This window comes from Pedobacter suwonensis (genome assembly GCF_900111825.1).
Taxonomy (GTDB): domain Bacteria; phylum Bacteroidota; class Bacteroidia; order Sphingobacteriales; family Sphingobacteriaceae; genus Pedobacter; species Pedobacter suwonensis.
Genome location: NZ_FOJM01000009.1, coordinates 19,522 through 44,222, shown reverse-complemented (window position 1 = coordinate 44,222; position 24,701 = coordinate 19,522). Strand labels below are relative to the sequence as shown.

The 24,701-nt window shown below is 43.0% G+C and carries 23 protein-coding genes and 1 tRNA gene; 7 read left to right on the top strand and 17 right to left on the bottom strand.

The features are described 5' to 3' along the window. Nucleotides 1–31: 31 nt before the first annotated feature. From BM107_RS12710 to BM107_RS12695, 4 genes are all read right to left on the bottom strand, one after another. Nucleotides 32–946, bottom strand: coding sequence for a helix-turn-helix domain-containing protein (locus BM107_RS12710; RefSeq protein WP_090983884.1), 915 nt, complete (start codon nucleotides 944–946; stop codon nucleotides 32–34). An 18-nt stretch (nucleotides 947–964) separates the two neighbouring features. After that, nucleotides 965–1,702, bottom strand: a complete 738-nt coding sequence (locus BM107_RS12705) for an SDR family oxidoreductase (protein ID WP_090983882.1) — start codon at nucleotides 1,700–1,702, stop codon at nucleotides 965–967. Nucleotides 1,703–1,711: 9 nt separating this feature from the next. After that, complete coding sequence (locus tag BM107_RS12700) at nucleotides 1,712–2,692, bottom strand: aldo/keto reductase (RefSeq protein WP_090983881.1); 981 nt, start codon at nucleotides 2,690–2,692, stop codon at nucleotides 1,712–1,714. Nucleotides 2,693–3,088: 396 nt separating this feature from the next. Beyond that, nucleotides 3,089–4,147: a hypothetical protein gene (locus tag BM107_RS12695; protein WP_090983880.1), complete on the bottom strand. Its 1,059-nt coding sequence runs from the start codon at nucleotides 4,145–4,147 to the stop codon at nucleotides 3,089–3,091. A 321-nt stretch (nucleotides 4,148–4,468) separates the two neighbouring features. Here BM107_RS12695 and BM107_RS12685 point away from each other — a divergent pair, with 321 nt between their 5' ends. The 5 genes from BM107_RS12685 (at nucleotide 4,469) to BM107_RS25285 (ending at nucleotide 7,385) form a co-directional block, all read left to right on the top strand. After that, entirely contained in the window at nucleotides 4,469–4,849 is a 381-nt protein-coding gene (locus tag BM107_RS12685; RefSeq protein ID WP_134204164.1) for a hypothetical protein, read from the top strand. A gap of 151 nt (nucleotides 4,850–5,000) precedes the next feature. After that, the gene (locus tag BM107_RS12680) at nucleotides 5,001–5,981 is read left to right on the top strand and encodes an NmrA family NAD(P)-binding protein (RefSeq protein ID WP_090983875.1); all 981 of its coding nucleotides are present in this window, start codon (nucleotides 5,001–5,003) and stop codon (nucleotides 5,979–5,981) included. Next, nucleotides 5,978–6,433, top strand: coding sequence for a DUF2147 domain-containing protein (locus tag BM107_RS12675; protein ID WP_090983873.1), 456 nt, complete (start codon nucleotides 5,978–5,980; stop codon nucleotides 6,431–6,433). Before BM107_RS12680 ends, BM107_RS12675 begins: the two co-directional genes overlap by 4 nt. Before the next feature lie 111 nt (nucleotides 6,434–6,544). Next, nucleotides 6,545–6,949: an AraC family ligand binding domain-containing protein gene (locus BM107_RS25290; protein ID WP_317614802.1), complete on the top strand. Its 405-nt coding sequence runs from the start codon at nucleotides 6,545–6,547 to the stop codon at nucleotides 6,947–6,949. A gap of 64 nt (nucleotides 6,950–7,013) precedes the next feature. Beyond that, a complete protein-coding gene (locus BM107_RS25285; protein WP_317614801.1) occupies nucleotides 7,014–7,385 on the top strand; it encodes a helix-turn-helix domain-containing protein in 372 nt (123 codons plus the stop codon). 169 nt (nucleotides 7,386–7,554) lie between these two features. Here the strand turns inward: BM107_RS25285 and BM107_RS12665 are convergent, their stop codons facing one another. Beyond that, a complete protein-coding gene (locus tag BM107_RS12665) occupies nucleotides 7,555–8,163 on the bottom strand; it encodes a hypothetical protein (RefSeq protein ID WP_090983871.1) in 609 nt (202 codons plus the stop codon). Nucleotides 8,164–8,589: 426 nt separating this feature from the next. Here BM107_RS12665 and BM107_RS12660 point away from each other — a divergent pair, with 426 nt between their 5' ends. Together BM107_RS12660 and BM107_RS12655 are read left to right on the top strand one after the other, a co-directional pair. Further along, nucleotides 8,590–8,949: a hypothetical protein gene (locus BM107_RS12660; protein WP_090983869.1), complete on the top strand. Its 360-nt coding sequence runs from the start codon at nucleotides 8,590–8,592 to the stop codon at nucleotides 8,947–8,949. 721 nt (nucleotides 8,950–9,670) lie between these two features. After that, nucleotides 9,671–9,744, top strand: a tRNA-Pro gene (locus BM107_RS12655). Nucleotides 9,745–10,039: 295 nt separating this feature from the next. Here the strand turns inward: BM107_RS12655 and BM107_RS12650 are convergent. The 12 genes from BM107_RS12650 to BM107_RS12595 all read right to left on the bottom strand — a co-directional run bounded on the left by BM107_RS12650 (nucleotide 10,040) and on the right by BM107_RS12595 (nucleotide 23,821). Next, nucleotides 10,040–10,333, bottom strand: coding sequence for a hypothetical protein (locus BM107_RS12650; RefSeq protein ID WP_090983867.1), 294 nt, complete (start codon nucleotides 10,331–10,333; stop codon nucleotides 10,040–10,042). A 61-nt stretch (nucleotides 10,334–10,394) separates the two neighbouring features. Further along, nucleotides 10,395–10,853 (bottom strand): helix-turn-helix domain-containing protein, encoded by a 459-nt coding sequence (locus BM107_RS12645; RefSeq protein ID WP_090983865.1) that lies wholly within the window; start codon nucleotides 10,851–10,853, stop codon nucleotides 10,395–10,397. Nucleotides 10,854–11,021: 168 nt separating this feature from the next. Next, nucleotides 11,022–13,259: a xanthine dehydrogenase family protein molybdopterin-binding subunit gene (locus BM107_RS12640; RefSeq protein ID WP_090983863.1), complete on the bottom strand. Its 2,238-nt coding sequence runs from the start codon at nucleotides 13,257–13,259 to the stop codon at nucleotides 11,022–11,024. Between the two features lie 22 nt (nucleotides 13,260–13,281). Further along, nucleotides 13,282–14,301: an FAD binding domain-containing protein gene (locus BM107_RS12635; RefSeq protein WP_090983861.1), complete on the bottom strand. Its 1,020-nt coding sequence runs from the start codon at nucleotides 14,299–14,301 to the stop codon at nucleotides 13,282–13,284. Further along, nucleotides 14,294–14,806 (bottom strand): (2Fe-2S)-binding protein, encoded by a 513-nt coding sequence (locus tag BM107_RS12630; RefSeq protein ID WP_090983859.1) that lies wholly within the window; start codon nucleotides 14,804–14,806, stop codon nucleotides 14,294–14,296. The genes BM107_RS12635 and BM107_RS12630 overlap by 8 nt, the downstream gene beginning before the upstream one ends. 373 nt (nucleotides 14,807–15,179) lie before the next feature. Beyond that, nucleotides 15,180–16,613: a DNA/RNA non-specific endonuclease gene (locus BM107_RS12625; protein WP_090983857.1), complete on the bottom strand. Its 1,434-nt coding sequence runs from the start codon at nucleotides 16,611–16,613 to the stop codon at nucleotides 15,180–15,182. Nucleotides 16,614–17,077: 464 nt separating this feature from the next. Continuing rightward, nucleotides 17,078–19,582 (bottom strand): excinuclease ABC subunit UvrA, encoded by a 2,505-nt coding sequence (uvrA, locus tag BM107_RS12620; RefSeq protein WP_090983855.1) that lies wholly within the window; start codon nucleotides 19,580–19,582, stop codon nucleotides 17,078–17,080. 243 nt (nucleotides 19,583–19,825) lie between these two features. After that, nucleotides 19,826–20,026: a zinc-binding dehydrogenase gene (locus tag BM107_RS12615; RefSeq protein WP_090983853.1), complete on the bottom strand. Its 201-nt coding sequence runs from the start codon at nucleotides 20,024–20,026 to the stop codon at nucleotides 19,826–19,828. Nucleotides 20,027–20,152: 126 nt separating this feature from the next. Further along, on the bottom strand, nucleotides 20,153–20,362 hold the full coding sequence (locus tag BM107_RS12610; protein ID WP_090983850.1) for a helix-turn-helix domain-containing protein: 210 nt from the start codon (nucleotides 20,360–20,362) through the stop codon (nucleotides 20,153–20,155). A 4-nt stretch (nucleotides 20,363–20,366) separates the two neighbouring features. After that, nucleotides 20,367–20,912, bottom strand: a complete 546-nt coding sequence (locus BM107_RS12605; RefSeq protein WP_090983849.1) for a DUF2975 domain-containing protein — start codon at nucleotides 20,910–20,912, stop codon at nucleotides 20,367–20,369. A gap of 826 nt (nucleotides 20,913–21,738) precedes the next feature. Further along, nucleotides 21,739–22,278, bottom strand: a complete 540-nt coding sequence (locus BM107_RS12600; protein WP_139222291.1) for a Riean_0653 family protein — start codon at nucleotides 22,276–22,278, stop codon at nucleotides 21,739–21,741. 316 nt (nucleotides 22,279–22,594) lie between these two features. Then, on the bottom strand, nucleotides 22,595–23,821 hold the full coding sequence (locus tag BM107_RS12595; RefSeq protein ID WP_090983845.1) for a glycoside hydrolase family 76 protein: 1,227 nt from the start codon (nucleotides 23,819–23,821) through the stop codon (nucleotides 22,595–22,597). Between the last annotated feature and the right edge of the window lie 880 nt (nucleotides 23,822–24,701).

Sequence of the window (24,701 nt, the reverse complement as noted above, 5' to 3'; positions counted from 1 at the left end):
AATGGAGTGTTAGCAGTATAAACCACAATACTTAATGGAATGATTGTCTGAATGCCAATGGGGAAACCTTAGTCCTGGTTTTGAAAAGTTTGCTGAACGACTGCGAATGCTCAAAGCCAAGTTGATAAGCGATTTCAGCAACCGACAGATTTGTTGAGGATAGTTTTTCTTTAGCCTTTTCTATAAGGGTGTTCTGGATGTATTGTTGCGTATTTAATCCTGTAAATGAGCGTAACATGTCGCTCAGGTAACGTTGTGAAAGCTTTAACTCGCTACTGATGTATTTTACCGAAGGCAGGCCCTTCTTTAAACCCACCCCTTCATCAAAATAGCTGTTTAATAACTGGTCGAGCGCAGTAACGATATCATGATTGACGGCTTTCCTGGTAATAAATTGCCGGTTGTAGAAACGATTGCTGTAATTTAACAACAGTTCCAGTTGCGACACCAGCACGTCCTGACTAAAACTGTCGATATTGTTCTTCAGCTCATTGATTATCGAAGTAAATAGGCTAGCTATGATTTCCTTTTCATGTGCTGATAAAAACAAGGCTTCAGCAACGTCGTAAGAGAAAAAGCCATATCGGTTTATAGTTTTTCCCAATGGATAATTCCTGATAAAGTCTGGATGAAAATACAGTGCAAACCCTTCGTAGCTTGCGCTGTCTTCCGGCGGAAAAACAACCTGTCTTGGTTTCAAGAATGCCAATCCGCCTTCTTCAAAATCATAATAACCCTGTCCGTATTTTATTTGCCCTTTAAAAGCAGATTTAAAGGAAATTTTATAAAAGTCCAGGCTTATTTTTTGCCCCTTCGGAAACTTTTCAATAGGTACATCATTATAATCTACCAATGCAATCAGCGGGTGGGAGGGTGGCCGAAGTTCCAGCAACCGCATGAGCTGCGATATACCGGCGATGTGATGGATGTCAGTTGATGGCTGCATTTAATATCGCTAATTTAATTAATTTTGTTTTGATGGACGAATTACAATTTCGCCAATTTCAACGTCTGCCGGTTGGCTCACAGCATACAGCACCGCGTTCGCAATGGCAACGGGATCAATGGCCATTTGCTGCATGCCCTGCTTAACGGCCGTTTTCATTTCCTCGTTTTTAATGTTGCTGGCAAAATCAGTGTTCACATATCCTGGTGAAATGCCCGTAATCCGTACGCTGCCATCAGATTCCTGCCGAAAAGCTTCTGAAATGGTACGAATGGCATTTTTTGTCCCGGCATATACGCCCATCATGGGCGTAATTTTGAGCCCTGCAGTGGAAATGATATTGACGATGTGGCCAGCCTGCTGCCTTTTAAAAACAGCAATTGCTGCAGCCATCCCGTATAAAACACCTTTAATGTTAATGTCAATCATTTCTTCCCACCCTTCAACATCCAGCTCATCAATACGGCCAAGCTGGCTGATACCGGCATTGTTTACCATCACATCCAGTTTTCCATATTTTTGCAGGGCGGTATTAACCAGCTGAACCAGGTCAGTTTTACTCTTCACATCAATTGTAATAAAGGTGGCTTCACCACCCTTATCCTTGATCTCTTCTGCCAGTTGTTGCAGTCGTTCTGTGCGTCTTGCTCCTAAAACAACTTTTGCACCATTTTTCGCTAATGTTATGGCGATGGATTTCCCCATTCCACTACTGGCGCCGGTAATGGCTACTACTTTTCCTTTAATATTTTCCATAGTGATCTGTTAGTCTTTATCTATCTGTTTTTCTAAAAATTCTGGATACCGGTTGCCTGTCAATGTAATTCCATCCACTGTGGTGCCTATTTTTGTTAGTTCATCTGGTGTTAATACAACCTGTACACTGGCTATGTTTTCTGCCAGGCGGTGCAGGTTTGTTGTTCCGGGAATCGGAACAATCCAGGGTTTTTGAGCCAGCAGCCAGGCTAATGCTAATTGCCCTGTCGTTACCTTTTTCTCTCGCGCAATTTCAGAAAGCGCTTCCACCAAAACCAGGTTCGCCTTTATGTTTTCTTCGGTAAAGCGCGGCAGCACATTTCTACGGTCTGCAGCTTCTAATTTCGTATTGATGGCTCCTGTAAGAAAGCCTTTACCCAGGGGGCTAAAAGGAACAAAACCAATTCTCAGCTCTTCCAGAGTGGGAATAATTTCCACTTCTGGCCCGCGCCAGAACAATGAATATTCGCTTTGCAGTGCAGATACCGGCAGAACTGCATGTGCTTTTCGGATCGTTTTGGTACTTGCTTCCGATAAACCGAAATACTTCACCTTGCCTTCCTGTATCAGGTCTTTTACTGTTCCGGCTACTTCTTCTATCGCGACATGGGGATCAACCCTGTGCTGGTACAGCAGATCAATATAATCAGTTTTTAACCTTTTCAGAGATGCATCGGTCACTGCCCGTATGGTTTCTGGTCTGCTATCCAGGCCTATTGCCGGACTGGCCTCTTTGCAGCCGAATTTGGTGGCGATAACCACCCGATCCCTGTAAGGCTTCAATGCTTCGCCAACCAATTCTTCGTTGGTATAAGGTCCATAGGCTTCCGCCGTATCATAGAAATTAATTCCACGCTCAACAGCATCGCGCAACAGCGATATGGCCGCATTTTTCTCCATCCCCTTTCCATCAAGAAAGTTTAAGCCCATACAGCCAAAGCCCAAAGCAGAAACTTCCAATCCTTGATTTCCTAATTTTCTTTTTTGCATCACGCTGTCTTTTCGTTATTACTGAAAATAAATTGTTTTCACTTTCAAAATTCAGGATTACCACGCTGCAAAAAGTAGTTCAATTGGTATTTATTGTAGTCAGATTTAAGGAATTTTAACAAATTTTAGATTGGTTAAAGTCATTAATCTGATTGGCTAAAGCGTTTTTGATCGGTGGACTTAACAATAAAAAAGCAAGATTTGACCAGATTTATCAGATAACCGAAAAGGATGGTGATTGATGATGTACAGAATCAATTGGCTAATCAGATTTAAATGATCAACCTGAAAGGATTGGCATGGGGAACTAGGCATATATCTGCCTTTTTTGATCCCAGCTGTTTAAAACTTAACGGAAAAGTTTTGCAATCACGGCTGTTGGCACACCTGGATAAATTATGGTTGAGGTTTGATGATATAAAGCTCATCCCAGTTACCAGAATAAAGCGCAAAGCCCTGTTCTGAACGGTAAAAAGCGGGTTCATAAATCCTTGCCAAGCCGCCCGGCTCCTTCAAGGTATACAAACGGGTTTTAAATTTGTCAAATCGTTCCTTCTCCACCACCAACTGATCTACCTTAAAAGAAAAACTATTGCCTGCAATAACGGTTGAAAAAAATCCTTTTCCCCGCCAGTTCGTAGCTGACGATGGTGACGTTCCTCCTCCAATTGCATGTTTATATTCCATTTTTTCTTCAGGATAGAAATGTATCAGCCTCACGTCTTCAGGTATCACCGGATCGGGTGTTCCCGTATGAAATACATCTGAACGATAACGATAGCCCGAATCCTCATCAGCAACCTGCGTATAACCCGGCATCTTTTCCCAAAGCATATACCATTGCTGCTGTTCGTAAAACGCCATCCATCTAAAGTCATTTTCATTATCCCTGAAAGCACTGAAAAAGTAATAATCACCACGGTTTTTAACCGCCCTGATTTTTTGATCAATCTTATCCCTGGGCCAGCTAAAGTCGGCGTTTAAACTAATAAAGTGATGCCGGGTCGTATCTCCATCCAGCGGCCAGGTGGTGTAATACGCTTTTCGTTGATTACTGAAAACCATAAAACGGTCTATAAATTTTGGCCAGTAACCTTCATATTTGATATAAATAGAATCTACCAGGCTTCCTTGCCGGTCCAGTTTATAATAGCGGTAATCATTTTTAGTTTCTTCGTTTACCTTCGGATCCGCATCTATAATCAGCTGTTGATTTACCGTCTTAAATACCCGGATGGGCTCAGGTGATGAGGCACTGCGCACTGCTACGGTACAAAGTTTTTCGATTTTAAACTTATTTGACTGGTAGTGTTCATTAATTTCCTGAAAATCCAGATACGCCTGATCCAATGGCACCTTATTGCGTTCCAGCACGCCAGCATTTTTCCATTTGATCAGGTAGAATACGGCCACCACAATCATCATTCCTATCGCTATCCACATCCGGTTTTTCATGGTTTTGATTAACAAATTTTGCTCAGAGAACCCTAAATTCCGACTCTGATGCTGCAAATTATCATTTTTTTTATTTCAACAAATAATAAAAGAATATTTCCCTGTTTATTTTATCACCAAACGGTGAACCAGGAAATATTTTTTACGAACTTCGTTTTCGATCACAAATCGCTGCCAAGGCGGGAATGTTATTAACCTGGCACAAACTTATTAGGCAGTGGCCAACCATACTGGCTGGAATAGCAATGGCCAGGTGGAACTATATTAATGGTATTGACTGCAAAACCAATAGTACTGAATTTACTTTTTTAACAGGATATAATGGAAATCATCATCTTAACGCTCATACTGTTGGTCTCATGCCCGATGTTCAATTGGCTCTTCGGTAACAAAAAACTTCAACCTGGTTTATCTAAAGCAGCTTATTGGAAGGCATTTGAATTGCATGCGCTATTTGATGACTTGCACAGGGTCAAGGCTGTTCTGGAACATACATACGATACCCGGATTGATTTTATCGCTTTTAAGGATGAGTTTTTGGAGGAATTGGGTGAACTTGAAGGGGAAAATAGCCCCGATTTTTCAAAGGTCAGCGCATGGTTTGCACCAAATGCTGAATGGGACAAGCTGATGGGGCCGCGGGGACGGGTACTGGGTACGTCTGTTTTTAAAAGGGCAGACTGGTGGAAACGTAACCAGTAGCTGGCATCAGGCTCAGTTATATAATTTCGGGCGTTAAATATTTATCTACAAAGAGTACAAGCGTGTTTTTGAACACAAGAAAAGCGGATTTGAATACGTTGGCTCAATTCAATTGACTGAGCTTTGCATTGGAAATAAATATTAAATTAATATGAAAATAGTCGTGACAGGTTCATTAGGAAATGTCAGTAAACCGCTGGTGTTGCTATTGATTGAACAAGGGCATCAGGTTACCGTAGTCAGCAGCTCAGCCGCAAGGAAAGCAGCAATAGAGCAGTTGGGTGCAAAGGCTGCGATCGGAGAATTAGAGGACCCCATTTTTTTAACTAAAACCTTTGATGGTCATGATGCCGCCTACTGTATGCTTCCGCCCTTTAACTTTTTCGGGGATCAAACGCTTGATTATCAGAAGCAGGCACTTAACATCAGCACAAATTATGTTCAGGCGATTCAAAACGCAGGGATAAAAAGAGTAGTACAGCTGAGCAGTGTGGGTGCTGAAAGGCCCACCGGGGCTGGGGTACTGGTTTTTCATCATATTGCAGAAAGCGTTTTTAAACAACTTCCTGAGGATGTAGCAGTTACCTATCTTCGCCCGGGCTCTTTCGATTATAATTTGTACGCCTTTATGGATATGGTTAAGGGCAAAGGCTTTTTGAAAGGTTTTATCGGCAAATTACTTTACTTCAGGCATTATGGTCTGAAAGGTCTTTTCAAAGGATATTCAGGCATCATATTGTCGAACTATGGTGGAACTGACAAAATCGCCTGGGTATCGCCCATAGATATCGCATCCGCTATCGCCGAGGAAGTTAACGCTCAGCAGGAAGGAAAGAAAGTGAGATATGTTGCCAGTGAAGAACTAACCTGCCAGGAAATAGCCACTGTTTTGGGAAAGGCCATCGGAAAGCCCTACTTAAAATGGGTGCTGATCAGTGACAAGCAAATGACTGACGCGTTTACGAAAATAGGGGCATCGTCCGAAATCGCCACAGCATTTACGGAAATGAATGCGGCGATGCATCATGGTAGTCTGTTTGAGGATTATTTCAAAAACAGGCCAGCCATTTTGGGTAAAACAAAAATGAATGATTTTGCGAAAGCATTCGCCTTAAAATATAACGAGCAATGAGACAGCTATTTCTAACCATCCTCTTTCTAAATTTTTCTACCATGTTATTTTCACAGTCAAAAGCCGATGATATTGTTGGTGTGTGGTACAGTCCGGTAAAAGAGGGCAATGTACAGATATTTAAAAACGGTAACAATTATTATGGCAAGCTAACCTATTTAAAACATGCTGTTGATCATGATGGAAAACCCGTTTTAGATGTCAATAATCCTGATAAGGAAAAACGGAAACGGCCTTTGGTAGGAATTTTATTGTTAAAAGAAATTACTTTCAATGATAAGAAGAACAAGTGGAAGGGAAAGCTCTATGATTACGATGGGGAAAAGGGAAATACCTATGATTCATATCTGACCATGACCAAAAACGGCAGCCTCAATATCAAAGGTTTTTGGGGACTTTCTTTCTTTGGCTTAAATCGCGGGCTGACTTTGAAAAGAGTTGATGTGGAATAATCTTATATTTAGAACTTTTACGTTACCGGAATGATTTTGCAGCAGCCCTACAGAATAAAAACAATCAAGGAATATCATAAAATACTAGGTATAGGCCATCCTGAACATCCTATGATTAGTGTTATAGATCTAGCCGAAATAACACCTTACAGGAGTGAAGAGACCATCAGGGTGGTATTCGACTTTTATTTGATCTCACTCAAAAAAGTGGAGGCCGGAGATGTACAGTATGGCTACGGGCAGCAAAAATATGATTTTGATGAGGGGATATTGTTCTTTATATCCCCTAATCAGGTATTTTCATTCAAAGCAGATGATGATTTCAGGAGTGCAGGAAGTATGCTGCTCATTCATCCTGACTTCCTTTGGGGAAATCCATTGGCCAAAACCATCAAAAAATATGAGTTTTTCAACTATGCAATAAATGAAGCGCTGTTTGTTTCTGAGAAAGAAGAAATGGTATTGCGAAGTTTTTATCAAAAATATCGAACAGGAATACCATTCACACATCGATAAATTTAGTGAGTCGATCATCATCTCCCAGATTGAATCATTCCTCAATTATTCAAACCGCTTTTATATGCGTCAGTTCCTTACCCGTAAAATATCCGGAAGTCAAATCCTGGATAAACTGGAAAAAATTCTCGATGACTATTTTAATGATGAAAACATGATCAATAAAGGATTGCCTACCGTACCCTATATTGCGGCACTTCTGCATTGTTCTCCCAACTACCTGAGTGGAATTTTGAAGGCCCTTACCGGTCAGAATACCCAGCAGCACATTCACGAAAAGATCATTGAAAAAGCAAAAGAAAAACTTTCCACCACCACACTTACCGTTGGGGAAATTGCTTTTGCGCTGGGATTCGACTATCCCCAGTCGTTTAGCAAATTATTTAAAAGTAAAACCGATTTCACTCCGGTTGAGTTCCGGGCATCTTTCAGTTAATCTTAAATCATTGCTGATAACGGGAACACTAGGACCAAATCGTTGCGTAATTTTCATCAGATATCGCTGATGCTGATATAACTCCATGCATCGGTTTGGGATATGCAGCATTCTCTAATAAAAAACATTTTTCTCACACTATGGAAGAAATAAAAAATCTCTCACGTTGTTAGGTTTCTGCCTGAGCCCTCTTCCATTTAATATACTTAGGAAGTTTAACGAGTTCTATCAATTCTTCTCTTTTCGTATGAACATTGAGACTTTCAATCTCTAAATGGCCAATATCTAATGCGTTTGACCGTTCTCCTAAAATGTTGTCTAATAGGAAGTAAGCCGCGGTTAAAAAATCCTTTAGGTTAGCTGGGTCATAATCCTCTATATAAAGTCTTATGCCGATTTTTTTTGAAGCATTACTGCTTAGCGGGATAAAGTATATTGTATGTGGATCAAGTTTAATCTCGTTGTATTCAATGGTACCATTTCCAATAGCTGGTTTAAGCGCAATTAAATTCCAGTATTCTAACAAAGGTGCTTGATTTACAAGTGTTTCAACTTTGTCGAAAAGAGCGCTGTTACCTTCTGCAGTAATAATGAGGTCTTGCTTGTCATTTGGATCGCCACCAATTTCAAAAAACAATTGGTCGCAATATTTGTGTAGATGATGAAGAAATTCTTCTAAAATCCTCTCCTTCTCATTAGTATCATTAATCTGATTAAGAAAAAAAAACTGGGCTTCATTTGCTTTAAACCAATCCCAAAATAATTGTTCTTTGTTCATTCTATATTGATTTATCCTATCATGGTTTTACTGGGTTGACATTCTGCGTCATTGAATTTGCCAGCTTGAGGAGTTTGTCTTTAACCATGTTTTGAATTCTGACATTTTTGGCTATGAATAAGACATTTATGTTAAGATGTTTTAAAAGATGTCAGTACTTAATTGAGGTTCAAACATAAAGAACAAAAATTAATAAATGAAAAATGATTACTATAACTAGTTCTTAGGCTTTGGCTAAGACCAGATTGGTAATGCTTTAGGTGATTTTTACTTTAAAAATCTACTTTAGCCTGGCCTTGGTGCCGATGCTTCTACAGTGATATAAATTGGAATTAAGATAAGTAGGGTATACTGATGTTGAATTTGAATAAAATATATTAACAACCTAAATTTACATTTAATGAGGGCGCAAGTCAAAAATATAAGATGGTGAAAAAAAAATATTATTATCAGATTCATTTAGAGGTCGTTTTAAATGGATCAGATTTTGTTTTTGGCTTTATTAATATCTCTCATATTTCTTACAAAAAGTTCGAGGAACTTTTCTTCGATCAAATAACGCATGAAAGATTTTTATTTGATGACGCAATTAGTTACTTTATTGAACCCAATCTGTACAATAAACACAAAGAATTTTTTGACAATGAGATACCCTTCACTTTTAATTTCGATTTATTCGAATATAGTGTTGCGTTAACTGGCGATGATTTTGATAAGCTAAAACCTAATTATTATGAGGAATTACCTCCTATGTTTGAACAAGATGATAGTGAAGTAGAAAAGTAAGGAAATTTCAATTGTGTTGACACAATTGCTCCAATTCTAAGATTTACGATTACCAGCTATGAATAGTGAACTATACAGTAATTTTTTTTTGTGATATTTTCTGATTTTTTTAGGTTGCCGACAAGAAGTCAATCAGTAATATAATTACGTTAATATTCATGGATACTATTTTCTTCCGTCCGTTTTGGTCTTAGCATCTCGCTAAGACTGCTGCGAACAATAAAAGGCGGAGGCCTGAAAGATGTGGTAATGCTACTGTTATGATTTTCTGCTTATGCCTGGGTCTCTATATGGTTTAAATGAGTTATCAAGGACTTTAGCTTGCTCCATATATCCTGAATACTTCGTGGTAAGTTAAAAAGCAGGTTACCGCTACGATATAATCTTACCAATCGGTATCGATAGGGTTGCTTTTAGAGGTATTAATGGCAATTATCCTTGTCGAAGCCGTTACGCAGCTTAAATAATTGCGTTTTAAGGGAAGGTCATTCATGTTTATTCGCATCAGGTATAATTAGCCGTTTACAAAACTAATCCTGTTACCGAATTACTAAATCTTTACAGGTATGAAGTGTTTGGCAGACCATTTCATGATTATCCATGGCGTTTGATTCGATGGATTCAATGGAATTATTGAGGTTTGGTTGATCCAACATTTTTTTCGGAATTTTAAGAGATATTGATGTATTTATTTTAATTTGCGGTCGCTTGAATTGTTAAACGGGATGTAGCGTAGCCAGGTATCGCGCCAGCATGGGGTGCTGGAGGTCGGAAGTTCGAATCTTCTCATCCCGACTAATTTTTAAGCTGCAATCTCTCTTTGGCGAGTAAAGGTAGCACGGCCAATATCCATTTCAAAATGTGTTGATTGTTGCAGAGTATTTATCATCACCTTTTTTAATGTCTTTCCGGAATTTCTAATTTGCCATAGCAATATGATGCACGTTTTTCGGTGCTAAACTCTTTTTATATAATCGTTCCGGCCGGTTAAATTCCAGGTTGATCTCCTGTAGCTCCGATATTCTTTTATTAATCAAAGCCTCCAAACTGTATTCCGGTCAAGCTGGCCACTATTACGATAACTTAGCGGCTATTTCAGGTGATTCTCGATTTCACCAACGATCTGATTGACCAGGGGTGAGTGCAGTTCGATCCCTTTTTTTTCGGCTTCAAGGTCAGGTTCAAACAATGCAATCTTCCCGGTAATTTCCCTATAATCAAGTAGCTGCCATTCTTCCCCTGGTGGCTTGAGTGCACCGATCAACCTTCCCTCATGAATAATCTCAAATACACCGTTTTCCTCCTGTATACTGATTATTTTACGATCACCATCCTGATTGATATCCATCTCAAACGGCTGGATGCTTTTGCCTTGTTCTTTCATTTTGATCAATTGTATAGGTTTTTTGGTTTAATTTCTCCGTTTGGATTGGCTGATCTGCAAATTATCCAGACAGGTAAAAATAAAACATCGCCTTAACGGTTTTGCCCATAGCTTTTTTACCTGTTACCCAGTCTGAAATACTTTCGCGGTCAATACCGGTTTCAAAGGCAATCTGCTTGATCCGCAGTCCCTTTTCCTGCATTTTCTGATCAATCCAGGAAACATCAACTACATCGGCCGGAGCGGGTAGAACAGCATTTGCCGTGATCTGCAGCTTTGATCCTGGTAGCCTTTTTTTAAACAGTTCTGCTGTTCTTTTCAGTAGCACCTGCTGGGTAGCATATTTGCCTGAGGCGGTCTCCCCTTGAGTTGTCTCTATTTCTACCATCTTATCGTCAACAGAAACGATTTTGAAATCCATATTCGACTGCTGCGAATGCCGTTCTGCCGCTTTTTTAAGTGAGTTCAGCTCATCTGCATTTAAAAGGGAACCCAGGTAATCTATGTTCTGTATACTCATTTTTATTGATTTGGTTTAAAAAATGAAAAGGTCTTTAACAGCGGTCGTTTCTTAAGGGTTGGTGCAAACGCCCGGCCTTGATATCATTTCTTTCCATTTAATCCTTTAGTTTCCTGCCATCAATTTCTTAACTTTCGCTATCCTTTTCCGTGGCATTTTTGCCAGTGGTCAGATCAGTTCATCAAAATGGATCGGAAGTTTGTAAATGCGTTTGCCGGTGGCATGGTAAATGGCATTGGAGATTGCGGCCGGCATGCCTACCAATCCGATTTCACCAACACCCTTGGTGCCCAGCTCATTAATCAGGCTGTCTTTTTCATCGGCAAATATCACTTCCAGTTCACCAATGTCGGCATGTACGGGGATATGGTATTCTCCCAGGTTGGCATTGATGTATTTGCCAAGCTGCGGATCCATAATCGATTCCTCATGGAGTGCCTTACTAATACCCCATACCATTGAGCCGAGGATCTGGCTTTTAGCTGTTTTGGGGTTGATGATTTTTCCGGCCGCAACAGCGGTTACTGCCCGGGTGAGGGTGATGGTTCCAAGGTCGCGATCTACCTCCACCTCCACAAACGAAGCACTGTGTGTGGCCAGGCTGTATTTCCGGAGTTTAAGCATGTGGGGCCTGCCCATTTTTGTGGTTTTAATGGCCGCACCTTTATTAAAGGCAATGATGTCCTTCAGGCTTATTTTTACGGTGGGATCATTTTTAAGATGGATATGGCCCGAAGAAAAAACGACTTCTTCTTCTTTTGCCTTCCTGAAAGGGGAACCCTCCATCTCCGCTGCTTTTTTTAACAGTTTTTTACGCATCGATCTGGCGGCAACCACAATGGCAACCCCTGTTGAAGAGGTGATTGCTGATCCGCCCTGGAACATCGAAAAGGGTTTTTTGCTGTCCCCGTACCTGAATTCCACATCAGCCATCTCCAGTCCCAGTTCATCTGCTGCTATCTGGGTCATCACCGTCAGGGTTCCCGTACCAATATCGGTAGTGGCATTGTCAACCACCATTTTCCCTTCGCTGTTGATCATTATCTGCACCCTCGAAGGAAATTGGAAGGCATCCCAAATCCCGGTCGCCATGCCGTAACCAACAAGTTTATTGCCGCGTTGCATGCTACGCGGTTCCGCAATACGTTTGTCCCATCCGAATTTTGCTGCCGCCTCCAGGTAGCATTCCCTGAGCGCTTTGCTGGTATATGGTTTTCCTGCCGATGGATCAACATCCGAATAGTTGAGCAGGCGGAGTTCCAGCGGATCTATCTTAAGCTTATAGGCCAGTTCATCCATGGTGCATTCAATGGCATGGAGGGCCGTACTACCACCGGGTGCGCGCATATCCATCGGGGTATAAACATCCAATGGCACAACTTTATGTTCAAAAAGCGTGTTCGGGGCAGGGTAGAGTTTATGGCTCCAGTTGGAGGTGGGCTCGGTATAGTCTTCAAAATTCGAGGTTTCGGCAAGCGTGTTGTGGCCAAGCGCGGTAAGTTTTCCGTTAATGTCGGTGGCAAAATGCATTTGTTGTACCGCCGGCGGCCTGTGGCTAAACGAGAACATCTGTTTTCTGTCCAGTACCACACGTACATGGCTTTTTAAATGCAGGGCTGCCATTACACACAGGAACAACTGGTACTGTGGCCTCAGCCCCGAACCGAATGCACCCCCTACAAACGGGGCAAGTACCCTTACGTCCTTATAATGGAGTCCGAACACATTGGCAATAAAAAGCTGGTTATTGATGGTGCCCTGGGTTTTATCGTAAATGGTCAGCTTTCCGTCCCCCTGGTAAAGGGTTGTGGTGGCAAAAAGTTCAATGGGGTTATGGTGTTCGGTGCCGTGGTGGTATGTTGCGCTTACCTTTACTGCAGCGTTTTCGAACGCATTTTCAAAATCCCCTGTTGGGGGCGGGGGTGGTGGTTTAAGTGCGGTAGCCAATCCTTTTTTAGGCGCTCTGGCCTTATCCAGGTGTTTTTCCAGACACGTTTGGTGCGGTTCCTGCTGGTAACGTAAAACTATTCTGGTGGATGCATACCTGGCCGTCTCAAAGTCACGGGCAACCACCAGGGCAACAGGCTGGCCATTATAAAGGATGTTTTCATCATAGAGGGGTTTAAACACGGTTCCCGGAGGGGCGTCCATATCGGTATACTGCAAATCGAACCAGGCCAGTTTGGGCCGGTTAAGGTGCGAGAGGATATCCACCACGCCCGGTATGGCCATGGCTTCCGTGGTATCAATTTCCACAATCTTTCCTTTGGTAATCGGGCTGCTCACCACATAGCCGTGTAGCAGGCCTTCCAATGGGTGTTCAGCAGCATATCTGGCTGCTCCGGTAACTTTTTCCCTTCCCTCCAAACGGCTAATCGGCCGGCCTACGTTTTTATCTGTATTCATGTTGATCTTGTTAGGTATTTGATTACAAGGAGGGTTGTGCGCCTGGTAGCTGTGCATCCGGATCAAGTGCCATCATGCCGTTGCGTATAATGGCATTCTTTGCCAGTTTAATCTTAAAACGGTTATATTCAAGTCCCACCGCTCCTTCAAGGATAATATCTGCCGCCGCAGCAAAGTTTTCCCGGCATGCCGTTTTTCCGCGAAGAAATTCTTCCGCTTCCAGGGAACGCCAGGGTTTGTGGGCCACCCCGCCAAGGGCAATCCTGGCCTCTTTGATGGTATGGCCATCCATTTCGAGTGCGGTAGCTACCGAAACCAGCGCAAAAGCATAAGAGTGGCGGTCGCGCAGTTTCAGGTAGGAATAATTCAGGGGAAAGCCTTTTTCAGGCAGATCTATCGAGGTAATCAGTTCACCTGGTTTCAGGTTGTTGTCAAGCTCGGGCCTTTCGCCGGGCAGGCGGTGGAAATCTGAAAATGCCAGGCTGCGTTCGCCGTCTATACCCGTTACATTTATCCGGGCCTCCAGTGCGGCCAATGCTACACACATATCCGATGGGAACACGGCAATGCAGGCTTCACTGGCACCGAGTATGGCATGCATCCGGTTATAACCCTCCCTGGCCGGACAGCCCGAGCCGGGTACCCTTTTGTTGCAGGGTACCTGATGGTCATAAAAATAATAACATCGCGTACGCTGCAGCAGGTTGCCCCCGTTACTGGCCATGTTGCGGATCTGCGCCGAAGCACCTGCCAGTATGGCCTTTGATAACAGTGGATATCGGGATTCGATGATAGGGTGGTAGGCGGTATCGGCGTTTTTTACAGCAGCACCCAGCCTAAACCCTCCATTTTCGAGTTCACGCAATGCTGAGAGCGTGGCCAGCTGGCTGATGTCGATCAGCGCTGTAGGGTTAACCAGATTGTATTTCCATAAGTCGAGCAGGTTGGTGCCGCCGGCTATGAAAGCAGCAAGGGGCTGATCATCGGTAAGCTGGATGGCAGCAGGTACATCGGGCGCGGTGAGAAACTTAAAACTATTCATCACTTCCTCCGTCTTTTACCTGCATAATCGCATCTATAATGCCCACATTGGCTCCGCAACGGCAAAGGTTGCCACTCATCAGTTCTTTTACTTCCTCACGCGAGGAAGCCCTGCCTTCCGATAAAAGGCCTAAAGCACTGCACAGCTGCCCTGGTGTACAGTAGCCGCACTGGAAGGCATCATGGTCTATAAAAGCCTGCTGCAGGGGGTGAAGGCCGTTTTTCGTTGCAATTCCTTCCACTGTGGTAATTTCTGCCCCGTCTTTCATCACCGCCAGGCTCAGGCAGCTTAAAATGCGTTTTCCATCACATATTACGGTGCAGGCGCCGCACTGCCCGTGGTCACAGCCCTTTTTGGTTCCGGTCAGATCCAGGTGGTCACGTAAACAGTCTAACAGGCTCACCCAGGGGCGGATATTGGTGCTATGTTGTTTTCCATTTATCTTCAGGGTAATTAAATGGGTTTCCATCCCCTGGGGATGCGGGTGCTGCGGATCTGTTTCCATAGTGGTTTTGTTAACTAAGCTTTATGGTTAACAATAAAATAAGGGATAGGTTTTTTTAATTTGGTGTGCGGGAATTGGGGAACCTGGTGTATTGCAGGGGCGGAATCTTCAGGCGTTAAATTCGGTGTCATATCCTGCTAACCCGCAGCGCAGGGCATAAACAGCCGATAAACAGGCTACATGCCCCCGGTAAGGGCAGTACTGCCGGGCTCCATGTGCTAAAGTCAGGTCAGGTCTGATATACGGTTTGCAGATAGCAAAACCATGCGGGCTGTTTTTACTTGGGCAACATCACAACAGCCGTATCTTTTTTAGGGATACGGCTGTTGTGGTATTAAATGCGCTTAGGCCTGGGGTGTTTATCTTATTTAAATTAGTTACCCGGGTCTTTCACTTTCTCCACCACATCCTGGATATTTTGTGGCAGGTTAGAAAGCAGGTTATAGCCCGTTGCGCTTTCAATATCCCTTACCGTTACAATATAATCTTTCCAGTTGGCACCAATGGTATTTACGTTTGGAGTATTTATGGCAATTACCCTGGTTGAAGCCGTTACGCGGCTTAAATCATTATCACCAGTTTTTAAAAGTACGGCCACTTTCCACACATTGGCCGGAACGGTTACTTTCCCGTTGTTAATGGTATTGATTACCGATGCACTTGCAGAGCCGATTCCGCCGGTGCCGTAGCTACCCATAATTACATAAACTTCATAACCGTTTAAGGCCTGGGCACGGAGGTAACTTTCAAACGATTCCCAGGTTTTCTGGTTATTGTTTGGTGCCTGGGGGATCATGTTGGTCATCAGAAATGTAGCGGAGTTGGCGCCGCTAGAGCTGGTACGGTCGCCGCTTGGACAATTATGGCCCCTGTCAAAACCCGAACCCGAATAGCTGTTGCTCTGTACCTGGTACCAATTGCTCGGCAGGCCGGTAAAAGAAGCGAAATCGTCTTTTCTGGTTACGGCCCCGTTAAAATTGTTTGGATCTAAATGCCAGCTTACCCAATTCGGTATACCGCGGGTCATGCTATAGCTCTCTACATAATATTTTTGATCAATCAGGTAATTTTCTGCTGAGATAATATTGGCCTGCGCGCCTGAGGGATTACCAAACAACAGGTTAGAATTGTCGCCTGATGCCGGTGGTGCGTCTGCACCGGCATCAGGCGTACCTCTGCCTGGTGCAGCAGTGCCGGTATTGCCATTGTCTGTTGGGTCGGTATCCGGGGCACCTACCGTAATACCCGGGTCACCCGTACCTTTAAAAATAATATCATCAATATTGATTCTGGTGGTACCCGCTTTTTTAATCTGGAAACGGATTTTTCCGGTCGTGCTTACTTTAAAAGAGTCTGTTACCAGCGTGGTACTGGTTTCGGTAATATCGGTACCCAGCTGGGCATAGGTTTTTCCGCCATCTGTAGAAGCTAAAAGCTGCCAGGTAGAATTGGCATCAGTGCCGTATTTGGCATGCGATACATAAAGCATTTTAGCACCTGCCACATCAAAGTTCATCGCCAAATAACCTGTTCTTAAACGGATAGATTTTGTGCCATTCTTGGCATCAGCGGCAAGGTTGCCCAAAAGGGCATCACTCAGGGTCCATTTACCGGTTAACAACTGTACACTGTCTAATGCATAACTGGCTTTGGTTCCGGCTTCAAAAGTTTCGGTAATGGTGTAAGCCGTTGGCGCTTTTGGTGGGGTTACGGGTGTTTCTCCTTCAACGGCTATTTTTTTCGAACAGGCAGATAGGGACAGGACTCCGATAAATCCTGAATAGATAAGGATGTTTTTAAATTTCATTGTTTTTTAAATGTCTAACGAGTTGGCGCTAATCAGATCATTTTAAAATGCGGGGGCGAAGGTATCAATAAAAAACAGCGGTAATGTTAAATTAATATTAACAAAACGCTTCGGAGACCGGGTACCGGATGTTTTTTACAGGTCGGCTTCTCTTTATGCTTGTTTTGGGTTGGCAACTGCCAGAAGGCAGGCGCAAAAACGAATCTGAAAGGAATGGCGCACCTATGGAAATGCCACAGGCTTTCGCCTTATGGCTATGGGTAATTACATAGACGTCTTTACTGCTTAATACAATAACCGGAAATGGTATTCAGGGGCAAGTAACGGCAGGCAGCTTACGTAAAATGATAATGGCCCTTTCAGGCCTGGTTTTGTTTTGTGCAATAAGCAATGCAGGTACTGCGCCAAACAGACTCAACAGTTCTATCCACTATATTTTCTAAAAGCAATATCCATAAAACTGATTACTGGTTTTTATACGCTTTCAGGTACCTGGCGGTTTTACTGTCAGGGTTTTCGCATAGCGCTTCAGGAAAGCCCGCAAACACCACCTTTCCGCCTTCGTTTCCGGCCCCGGGGCCAATATCAATTACCCAGTCGCTTTGTGCAATCAGCTGCATATCATGCTCCACCACAATTACGGTGTTTCCGCTATCTACAAGCCTGTTCAGCTGTAACAGCAGCAGTTCCACATCAGCCGGGTGGAGGCCCGTTGTGGGCTCATCAAGGATGTATAGTGAAGAGCCTTTATTATTTTTTTGCAGTTCAGTTGCTAATTTAATGCGCTGCGCCTCCCCGCCAGATAGTTCAGTAGCCGATTGGCCGAGCCTCAGGTAACCAAGGCCAACCTCCCGTACCACATTAAGGCCCTGGTAAATCTGCAGGTCTTCATCAAAAAAGTGGCAGGCTTCTTCAACCGTCATTTCCAAAACCTGCGCAATATTTTTATCGCTATAGGTTACCTGTAAGGTTTCGGGGTTGTACCGGGTGCCTCCGCAGGCCGGGCAGGGGGTATATACACTCGGTAAAAACAGCAGTTCTACCATTACAAAACCTTCGCCCTGGCAATTGGCACAACGGCCCTTGGCCAGGTTAAAGGAAAAGCGCCCGGCATCGTAGCGTTTTTTTCTGGCCGCAGGTGTGTCGGCAAAGCGTTTGCGTATGTGGTCAAAAATTCCGGTATAGGTAGCCAGGTTTGATCTGGGTGTTCTGCCTATGGGGCGCTGATCTACTACTACCAATCTGCTTAGCTGCCCGGCCCCGCCGGTTATTTTTCCTCCCGCCGGCTTTGTGCTGTCTGCTAACGTACCTTCATCTGTAGGTTCGCTATCGGGTTCAGCCGGCATGCCCAATTGCCTGGCAAGTAACTCCACCAGTACCTGGCTCACCAAACTGCTTTTTCCCGAACCCGAAATTCCCGTCACCGTGGTCATCACACCCAGCGGAAAGTCAATGTCCACATCCTTCAAATTGTGTTTGTTAGCACCCCGTAGGCAGAGCTGCCCTTTGGGTGTTCTGGGCTGGTGTTCGGTAAGGCTATTGGTGCCCTTAAGAAACCTTGCGGTAACAGAGGCGGTGTTTTTTTTCAGCCCTGCAACCGTGCCGCTGTACATAATCTGCCCGCCCTGCGCGCCTGCACCCGGCCCTACATCAATAATCCAGTCTGCGCGCCTAATCACCTCTATTTCATGTTCCACTACAAATATGCTGTTCCCTGCGCTTTTTAATTTCTCCAGTATACTTAATAAAGCTTCGGTATCTGCCGGGTGTAATCCGGCCGAGGGCTCATCAAGCACATAAACCACACCGAAAAGATTGGAGTGTACCTGGGTTGATAAACGCAGGCGCTGCAATTCACCTGGAGAAAGGGTAGGGGTACTTCTGTCGAGGGTAAGGTAACCCAAACCCAGCTCCAGCATCACACTGATCCTGGCGCGTATGTCAGCCGCAATTCTTTGTATCACCAGCTGCTTTTCTTCTGGTTTTACCTCCTTTTTATTCGCGGCAGGTTCGCTAAAGAGCCTGGAAAGTTCGGCTAATGTTAATCGGACCGTTTCTGCAATATCTTTGCCCTTAAATTTTACAGACAGTGCTTCTTTTTTTAGCCGCTTGCCCCCGCAAACGGGGCATGCCTTGCTGATCATATATTTCGAAACCCTTTTTTTCATCAGTTCAGACTGGCTTGATGCAAAGGTTTTTAATACGTAAGCGCGGGCACCAATAAAGGTACCCATATAATCCGGCGATTGCTTTTTGGCAACCGCTACAGCAGTTTCTTCCGGCGAAAGGCCCGGATAAACCGGTGCTATGGGCGTTTCTTCGGTAAACAATATCCAATCTCTTTGCTTTTTTGGCAATTTTTTCCATGGCGTATCCACATCGAAACCCATCGATACCAGGATGTCGCGCTGGTTTTGGCCCTGCCATGCCCGTGGCCAGGAGGCGATGGCGCCTTCCCTGATGCTCAGCGTATCGTTGGGTACCATGGTTTGCTCGTTCACCTCAAATACACTGCCCATACCATGGCACTCGCTGCAGGCACCTTCAGGTGTATTGGGAGAAAAGCCCTCGGCATAAATGATGGATTGACCGGGAGGATAGTCTCCCGCCCTGGAGAAAAGCATCCTGAGCAGGTTCGATAAAGTGGTTACGCTACCAACTGACGATCTGGTAGAGGCTCCTGAACGTTGCTGCTGCAGGGCAACTGCTGGTGGCAACCCCTCTATGGCGTCTACTTCGGGTACATCCATCTGGTTAAAAAGCCTGCGGGCATAAGGCGAAACAGATTCCAGGTAACGCCGTTGCGCCTCGGCATAAAGTGTACCGAATGCAAGCGATGATTTTCCTGATCCTGAAACACCGGTAAATACCACCAGTTTATCCCGCGGGATGTCAACAGAAATATCTTTTAGGTTATGTTCACGCGCACCCTTTACCCGTATCGTATTGGTGTTGTTCTTTTTCTCCATTACTTAGCCATTGTATACCATTAGCAACAGCAATTAACGCAGTAGGTTTGGCAAAACCTGAAATCACTTACATACACAACAATTTTCTGCTTAAACAATATTGTCCTGTGCACCTGAGGGATTACCAGCTAACAGGTTGAAATTGTGGTCGCTTGCTGGTAGTGCATCTTTTATTTTAAATCAACAGGTTAAAAAGTAAAAGCGTTTCAGCCTGTCTTTAACCAGGTGTTGCCCGGTTTTATGCTAATTTATCAGGATGATTTTTCCAAAAACAGTTCCTGATTGTATAAGGTAATGAGCTTTGGCCGCATCTTTCAATGAACATACTTCCTGGATAGGGGCATTAAGGGGATATTTTGCCACGACAGCTAATATCTGGTTCATTCGCTTCTGTTGGTAAATGCCTGATGCATAAACATCATTCGTATAATACGCGTTACGCATCCCGGGCTAAGCAACAATTGCCAAATACGTTCATTAGTATTTGAGGGTAGAATTGGTTCAGTGGAAATAAGGTGCTGATCAAGATTGATGACGTAGTTACCAAAGAGAAACAAATCATCCACGAAACTAGTCTTCTTTCCTAAACTCCAGCAGGTCTCCTGGCTGGCAGTCCAGGGCCTCACAGATAGATTCGAGTGTGCTGAATCGAACTGCCTTTGCTTTCCCGGTTTTAAATATAGAAAGGTTGGCAAGTGTTAAATCTACCTTTTGGGCCAGCTCATTAAGCGACATTTTCCGCTTGGCCATCATCACATCCAGATTTATTACAATCGGCATAAGCTTATACGGTTAAATCATTTTCAGCCTGTATTTCGATTCCTTTTTTAAATACTAGTGAAATAATAAATAAAATTCCTGCTAAAAATAGAAATTCATTTCCCCCAGCCAAATAGGGCGGTAAATTCGGGAAAATTATCCCGTCCTTTATTAAATCATTACTGTAAGCCCCGGCCATTATGGTCAGTATTCCGATAACCAGCGAAACATAACTGAGATTGATGATTAGCGCCGCCATTTTATCGCTAAAAGGATGCTCAAGATTGATTTTTAGAAAGATCTTGATAGCGATAAAAAATAGAAAAGCTTTTGCTGCCCAGCTCAAAATAATTAACAGCATCAGCGTTACATACTGAGACGGGCTATGCTCCAGGAGAGGGCTCAGATCCAAACCCTTGTAAAGATCTTTGGCTGCTAAATGGCTTTCGGTAATACTGATGGTAAAAGATATTATCAGCGATCCGGTTTTGATGCATAAACCAACAAATACGATCCAGGTTAACACTTTCATAACTGAAATGAGGTTACTTACACTTGCTTTATTTTTCATATTATTTTTTAATTAAGCTAATTATAATACAAATAAAGATAAATATTTATTGATAAACAATAAATATTTATTTTTTATTAATAAATTAAGCATAGCTTGGAATCCGAAAAACTCACAGTCAAAAAAGTTATTCCCTGAAGAAGTCCGTTTTGGGAACTGCTGCGGTACATGCTGATCTGAATATGATATTTGGTGGCGGTTCGTCTCCGATCAGGTTAACGCCTATATTGGAAGAAATAATGTTATGTTTAGTTAGCCTATTGCCACAAAAAACTCCTCATATATTCAAAACCATTATTGTTCGCAATGGTAAGCAAGGGCTGTATTTCTCTAAAAACCTATCGCTAAAATTCGCTTCAGTTAATTGTTGCGCATCTGCATTCGGGAACAGGCTCAGGTAATTTTCATTATTGGCTCGTTGGAATGGTTTAGGGTCATCACTTCGATAGCTATTTTTGCTGTTAATATTATCCATCAAATTAACCTTTAATTCATAGTAGTCTGTCATTCTAGCGGTTGCTTTCAGCCTGTTTTAACGGTGTGTTGCTGGATTTTATGCTGATTTATCAGGATGATTTTTCCAAAAAAGTTTTTGATTCCATAAGGTAGTGAGCTTTTGCTGCATTTGGTACAAAAATGTTTGAAACACTAAATGGTGAAATAAGCATAAATACGCTAAATAAAGTCAATAAATACCCTGGTAGTCTAAAACAGGCTATAGCCAGTACTGATTCCTTAAGTATTGCTTAAAGAGGATATATTTCAAAACGCTTCGTTTCCCTGAAAAGATGCCCCGACGGATTTCATCACATTCTGAAAAAGTATATTAATTTCCGAGAACCATATCAAACCGGCCCTCGGTAATGGCAACCGTTTCACCCGTTGTTATTTCCTTAACAGTAAAAGAGAATGTTCCAGAGCCGATCCTGTTTTTCAGGTCCCAGCGGATAAATGTGATACTTCCCTTACCTGCAAGTGCATATTCCCTGGTCCTATTATCAGCTGAAATGGTTTCCACCTCGATCTTACAATTTGTATCGCTGAGTTCGTGCGTTCCTAAAGTAACATCCGGGTTGGTGTATTTTAGGTTAAAAGTATCTGAAGTCTTCAGATTTTGCGGGCTTTTCCTCCTGCATAAAAGGTTTAGCTTTACTCCATCCCCCTGCATGCCGTAATTTGCTGAAAGGGTAGAAACCAGTAAATTTTGGGTCCATACTTCTTTTGCGAACATGAAGCCGAATGTATTTAACCCTGAACTGCTTATTTCAGGCAAGGTTGGTTCAGGTACAATTATTTGCTTTTTCTTACAGGAAAATACGGTAATGATACTGATAGAGATTAAAATCAGCGTTAATGATTTTTTCATAGAGTTTAGAGCGTTTGGTGCATTGTTAGCAACAATCTGACCATTTGCCATAGATATGGTTACCAAACGAAATTAAAACTTATTCTTTTGTCAATCTATATGTCACATTATTAAATTGTTAACTTTTATCCCGCTGCGAGGCTGATGGATAGCCTTGATATCAGGAGAAGATACCTGGTTATTTACCGGATCGTATTTATTTTGAAAACCTGATCTTTCTCCTATAGGCTTTTTTGATGTTAATCAATATCACCCCATTAGCGCCTTTTGCGCCATAAACCGTCGTAGCCTTTGCATTTTTATAACGTCTTAATCATTAACGATAATAGTAGATACCGTTAACCATCGCAACGCCGCAGGTAGTTTCAAAAGCATTACGTGTGCTTTCCGGCGTGCGGGTTCCCCATATATTCCACATCAGGCCCTGGTTATTGCGGATAGACCATGCCTGTGCTGCATTGGCATCAAGCCAGGGCCCGTAATTGCTTGCTGTGCCCGTATTTTTTACAAAAAGGCAGGCCCAGCGTGCAAAAATACTTTTCATGCCCTGTGTATCAGCAATGCCGTTCTCATCTTTTAAAATTCCTCCGGGGGTATTACAAAGGCTATTGCGTGCATAATCCATCGCTTTGGTACCCATTGCCAGGTAGTTTATTGCAGGGAAATCAGCACGTAATAAATCACATGCGCCAATAAAAGTTCCCTGCGTATAAGAAAGCGCACCCTCGGTAATGGTACCGGCCTTGTTTATTGCCCCTTTAACTTCACCGCTTGATGAATCGTAAAGCCTGTTCACCATCCAATCCATAATGAGCTTAGCCTTGTTTTTATAACTTACATCGCCTGTTGCCTGGTACAACAGCATCGCACATATTACTGCCGGCGCGTTTACACAGGTATTTTTAGTCTGGTTATCGGTAGTCCACCATAAGCCGCCACCTAACGATTGCGTATCCCAGGCGCGGTTCCACATCATGTTAAAGTTGTTTTTTGCCATATCCAGCATGCCGCCGTCATTGGTTATTTTAAAAGCCCTTACACACATCAGTGCTCCCCAAACAATATCATCGTTAAATTTATTGTCGGCCCACAGTAAACCATAACCATCCCTTACGCCATTGTATAAATAAGATATCTTATTTTTTAAATCGGTGCCGGGATTGATATTATAGGCATCTATCAGCATTTCAATCGCTTCCTGCTGGGTCCAGAAATCCATTCTACCGGTATGGTTATCATCTTTCCAGTAATATGCCTTATATGAAGGCCCGTATGTACCGTATTGATTATAAAAATGGTTGTTATAAACCTGCATGGCCAGTAAGGCTTCACTTTTAGCAGGTATGGAAAGTGTTGCCACCGCATTAGATGTTGCATTGAAAGCGCTTTTTTCAGGTGATAACAGTGCGCTATCCGACTGATCTTTTTTACAGGCAGTAAACAAACAGCCGAAGGCGAATATGGTTGCCAAAAGTTTTTTATTGCTCAATTTCAGTCCGTAGGTTTTTAACCCCCATGGCTTAATGGTAATTTTCTTTTTCATAGTTGAAACTAATGTTTATAGATCAGGATGTATTTGGTTAGCGGTAAAACGATTTAATGTTTAATGATATGAATATACACACTTGTAATGAACAACATACAATAATGACAGGCGCAACGAATATTTTACAAAATACGCACTTTGGAATGATCGAGATGCCTTTGATAGTAGTATAGCTATATGGAGTAACGTTATTCCGGGCAAATATTAGACTAGTAATCGCTTTTGTGTTTGAAAAAGTCTGCTAATTCGCTATCGGATTTGTTGGTGAGGTCTATGATGTTTTTTTTGCATTTGCTGCAATGGTGTTTGCCGTCTTGCTATTCTATGTCGCTCGATTGCTGTGTGCATGGCATGGTCAGGATCAATTGCAGGTTTTTCATGGGCTTTGGTTTGGTTAAGGATGCGGAATGGTTGAGGATGCGGAATGGTTGAGGATGCCATAACGGGTCTGTTTTTTTTATTAGCCCGTGCTTTTAAGATATTTTAGTTTTTTTATTTTCATTCGGGCGTACCCCTAAAGGGTCCCGTCTTCCGCTGTATCTCCCTGCGGGAGGATGCCGCTGCAACCGCTCACGCGCTTTGGATTAAGTTTTAATTATAGGATGTGCAGGGATAGTCTGGGAGTTGAGTGAAAGTTCCACTACAGGATATTATACTCTACATGAGCTGTTTCTAAACTAAACGGTTCAATGTCTATATCCAGTTGTGGAGGCTCGATCCGTTTCCTTGCTTTTCAGCCTGCTAGAGTTATACTAAAAAAGATTCTAAAATCCAGTCTTTTCACAAGTTTTCGCTTGGACACTTATCATTGCAAAACGATTGCTATGAAATGGGGTTAAGTAAAACATGATCAAGAAATCAGCAGGGCCAGTGTGAG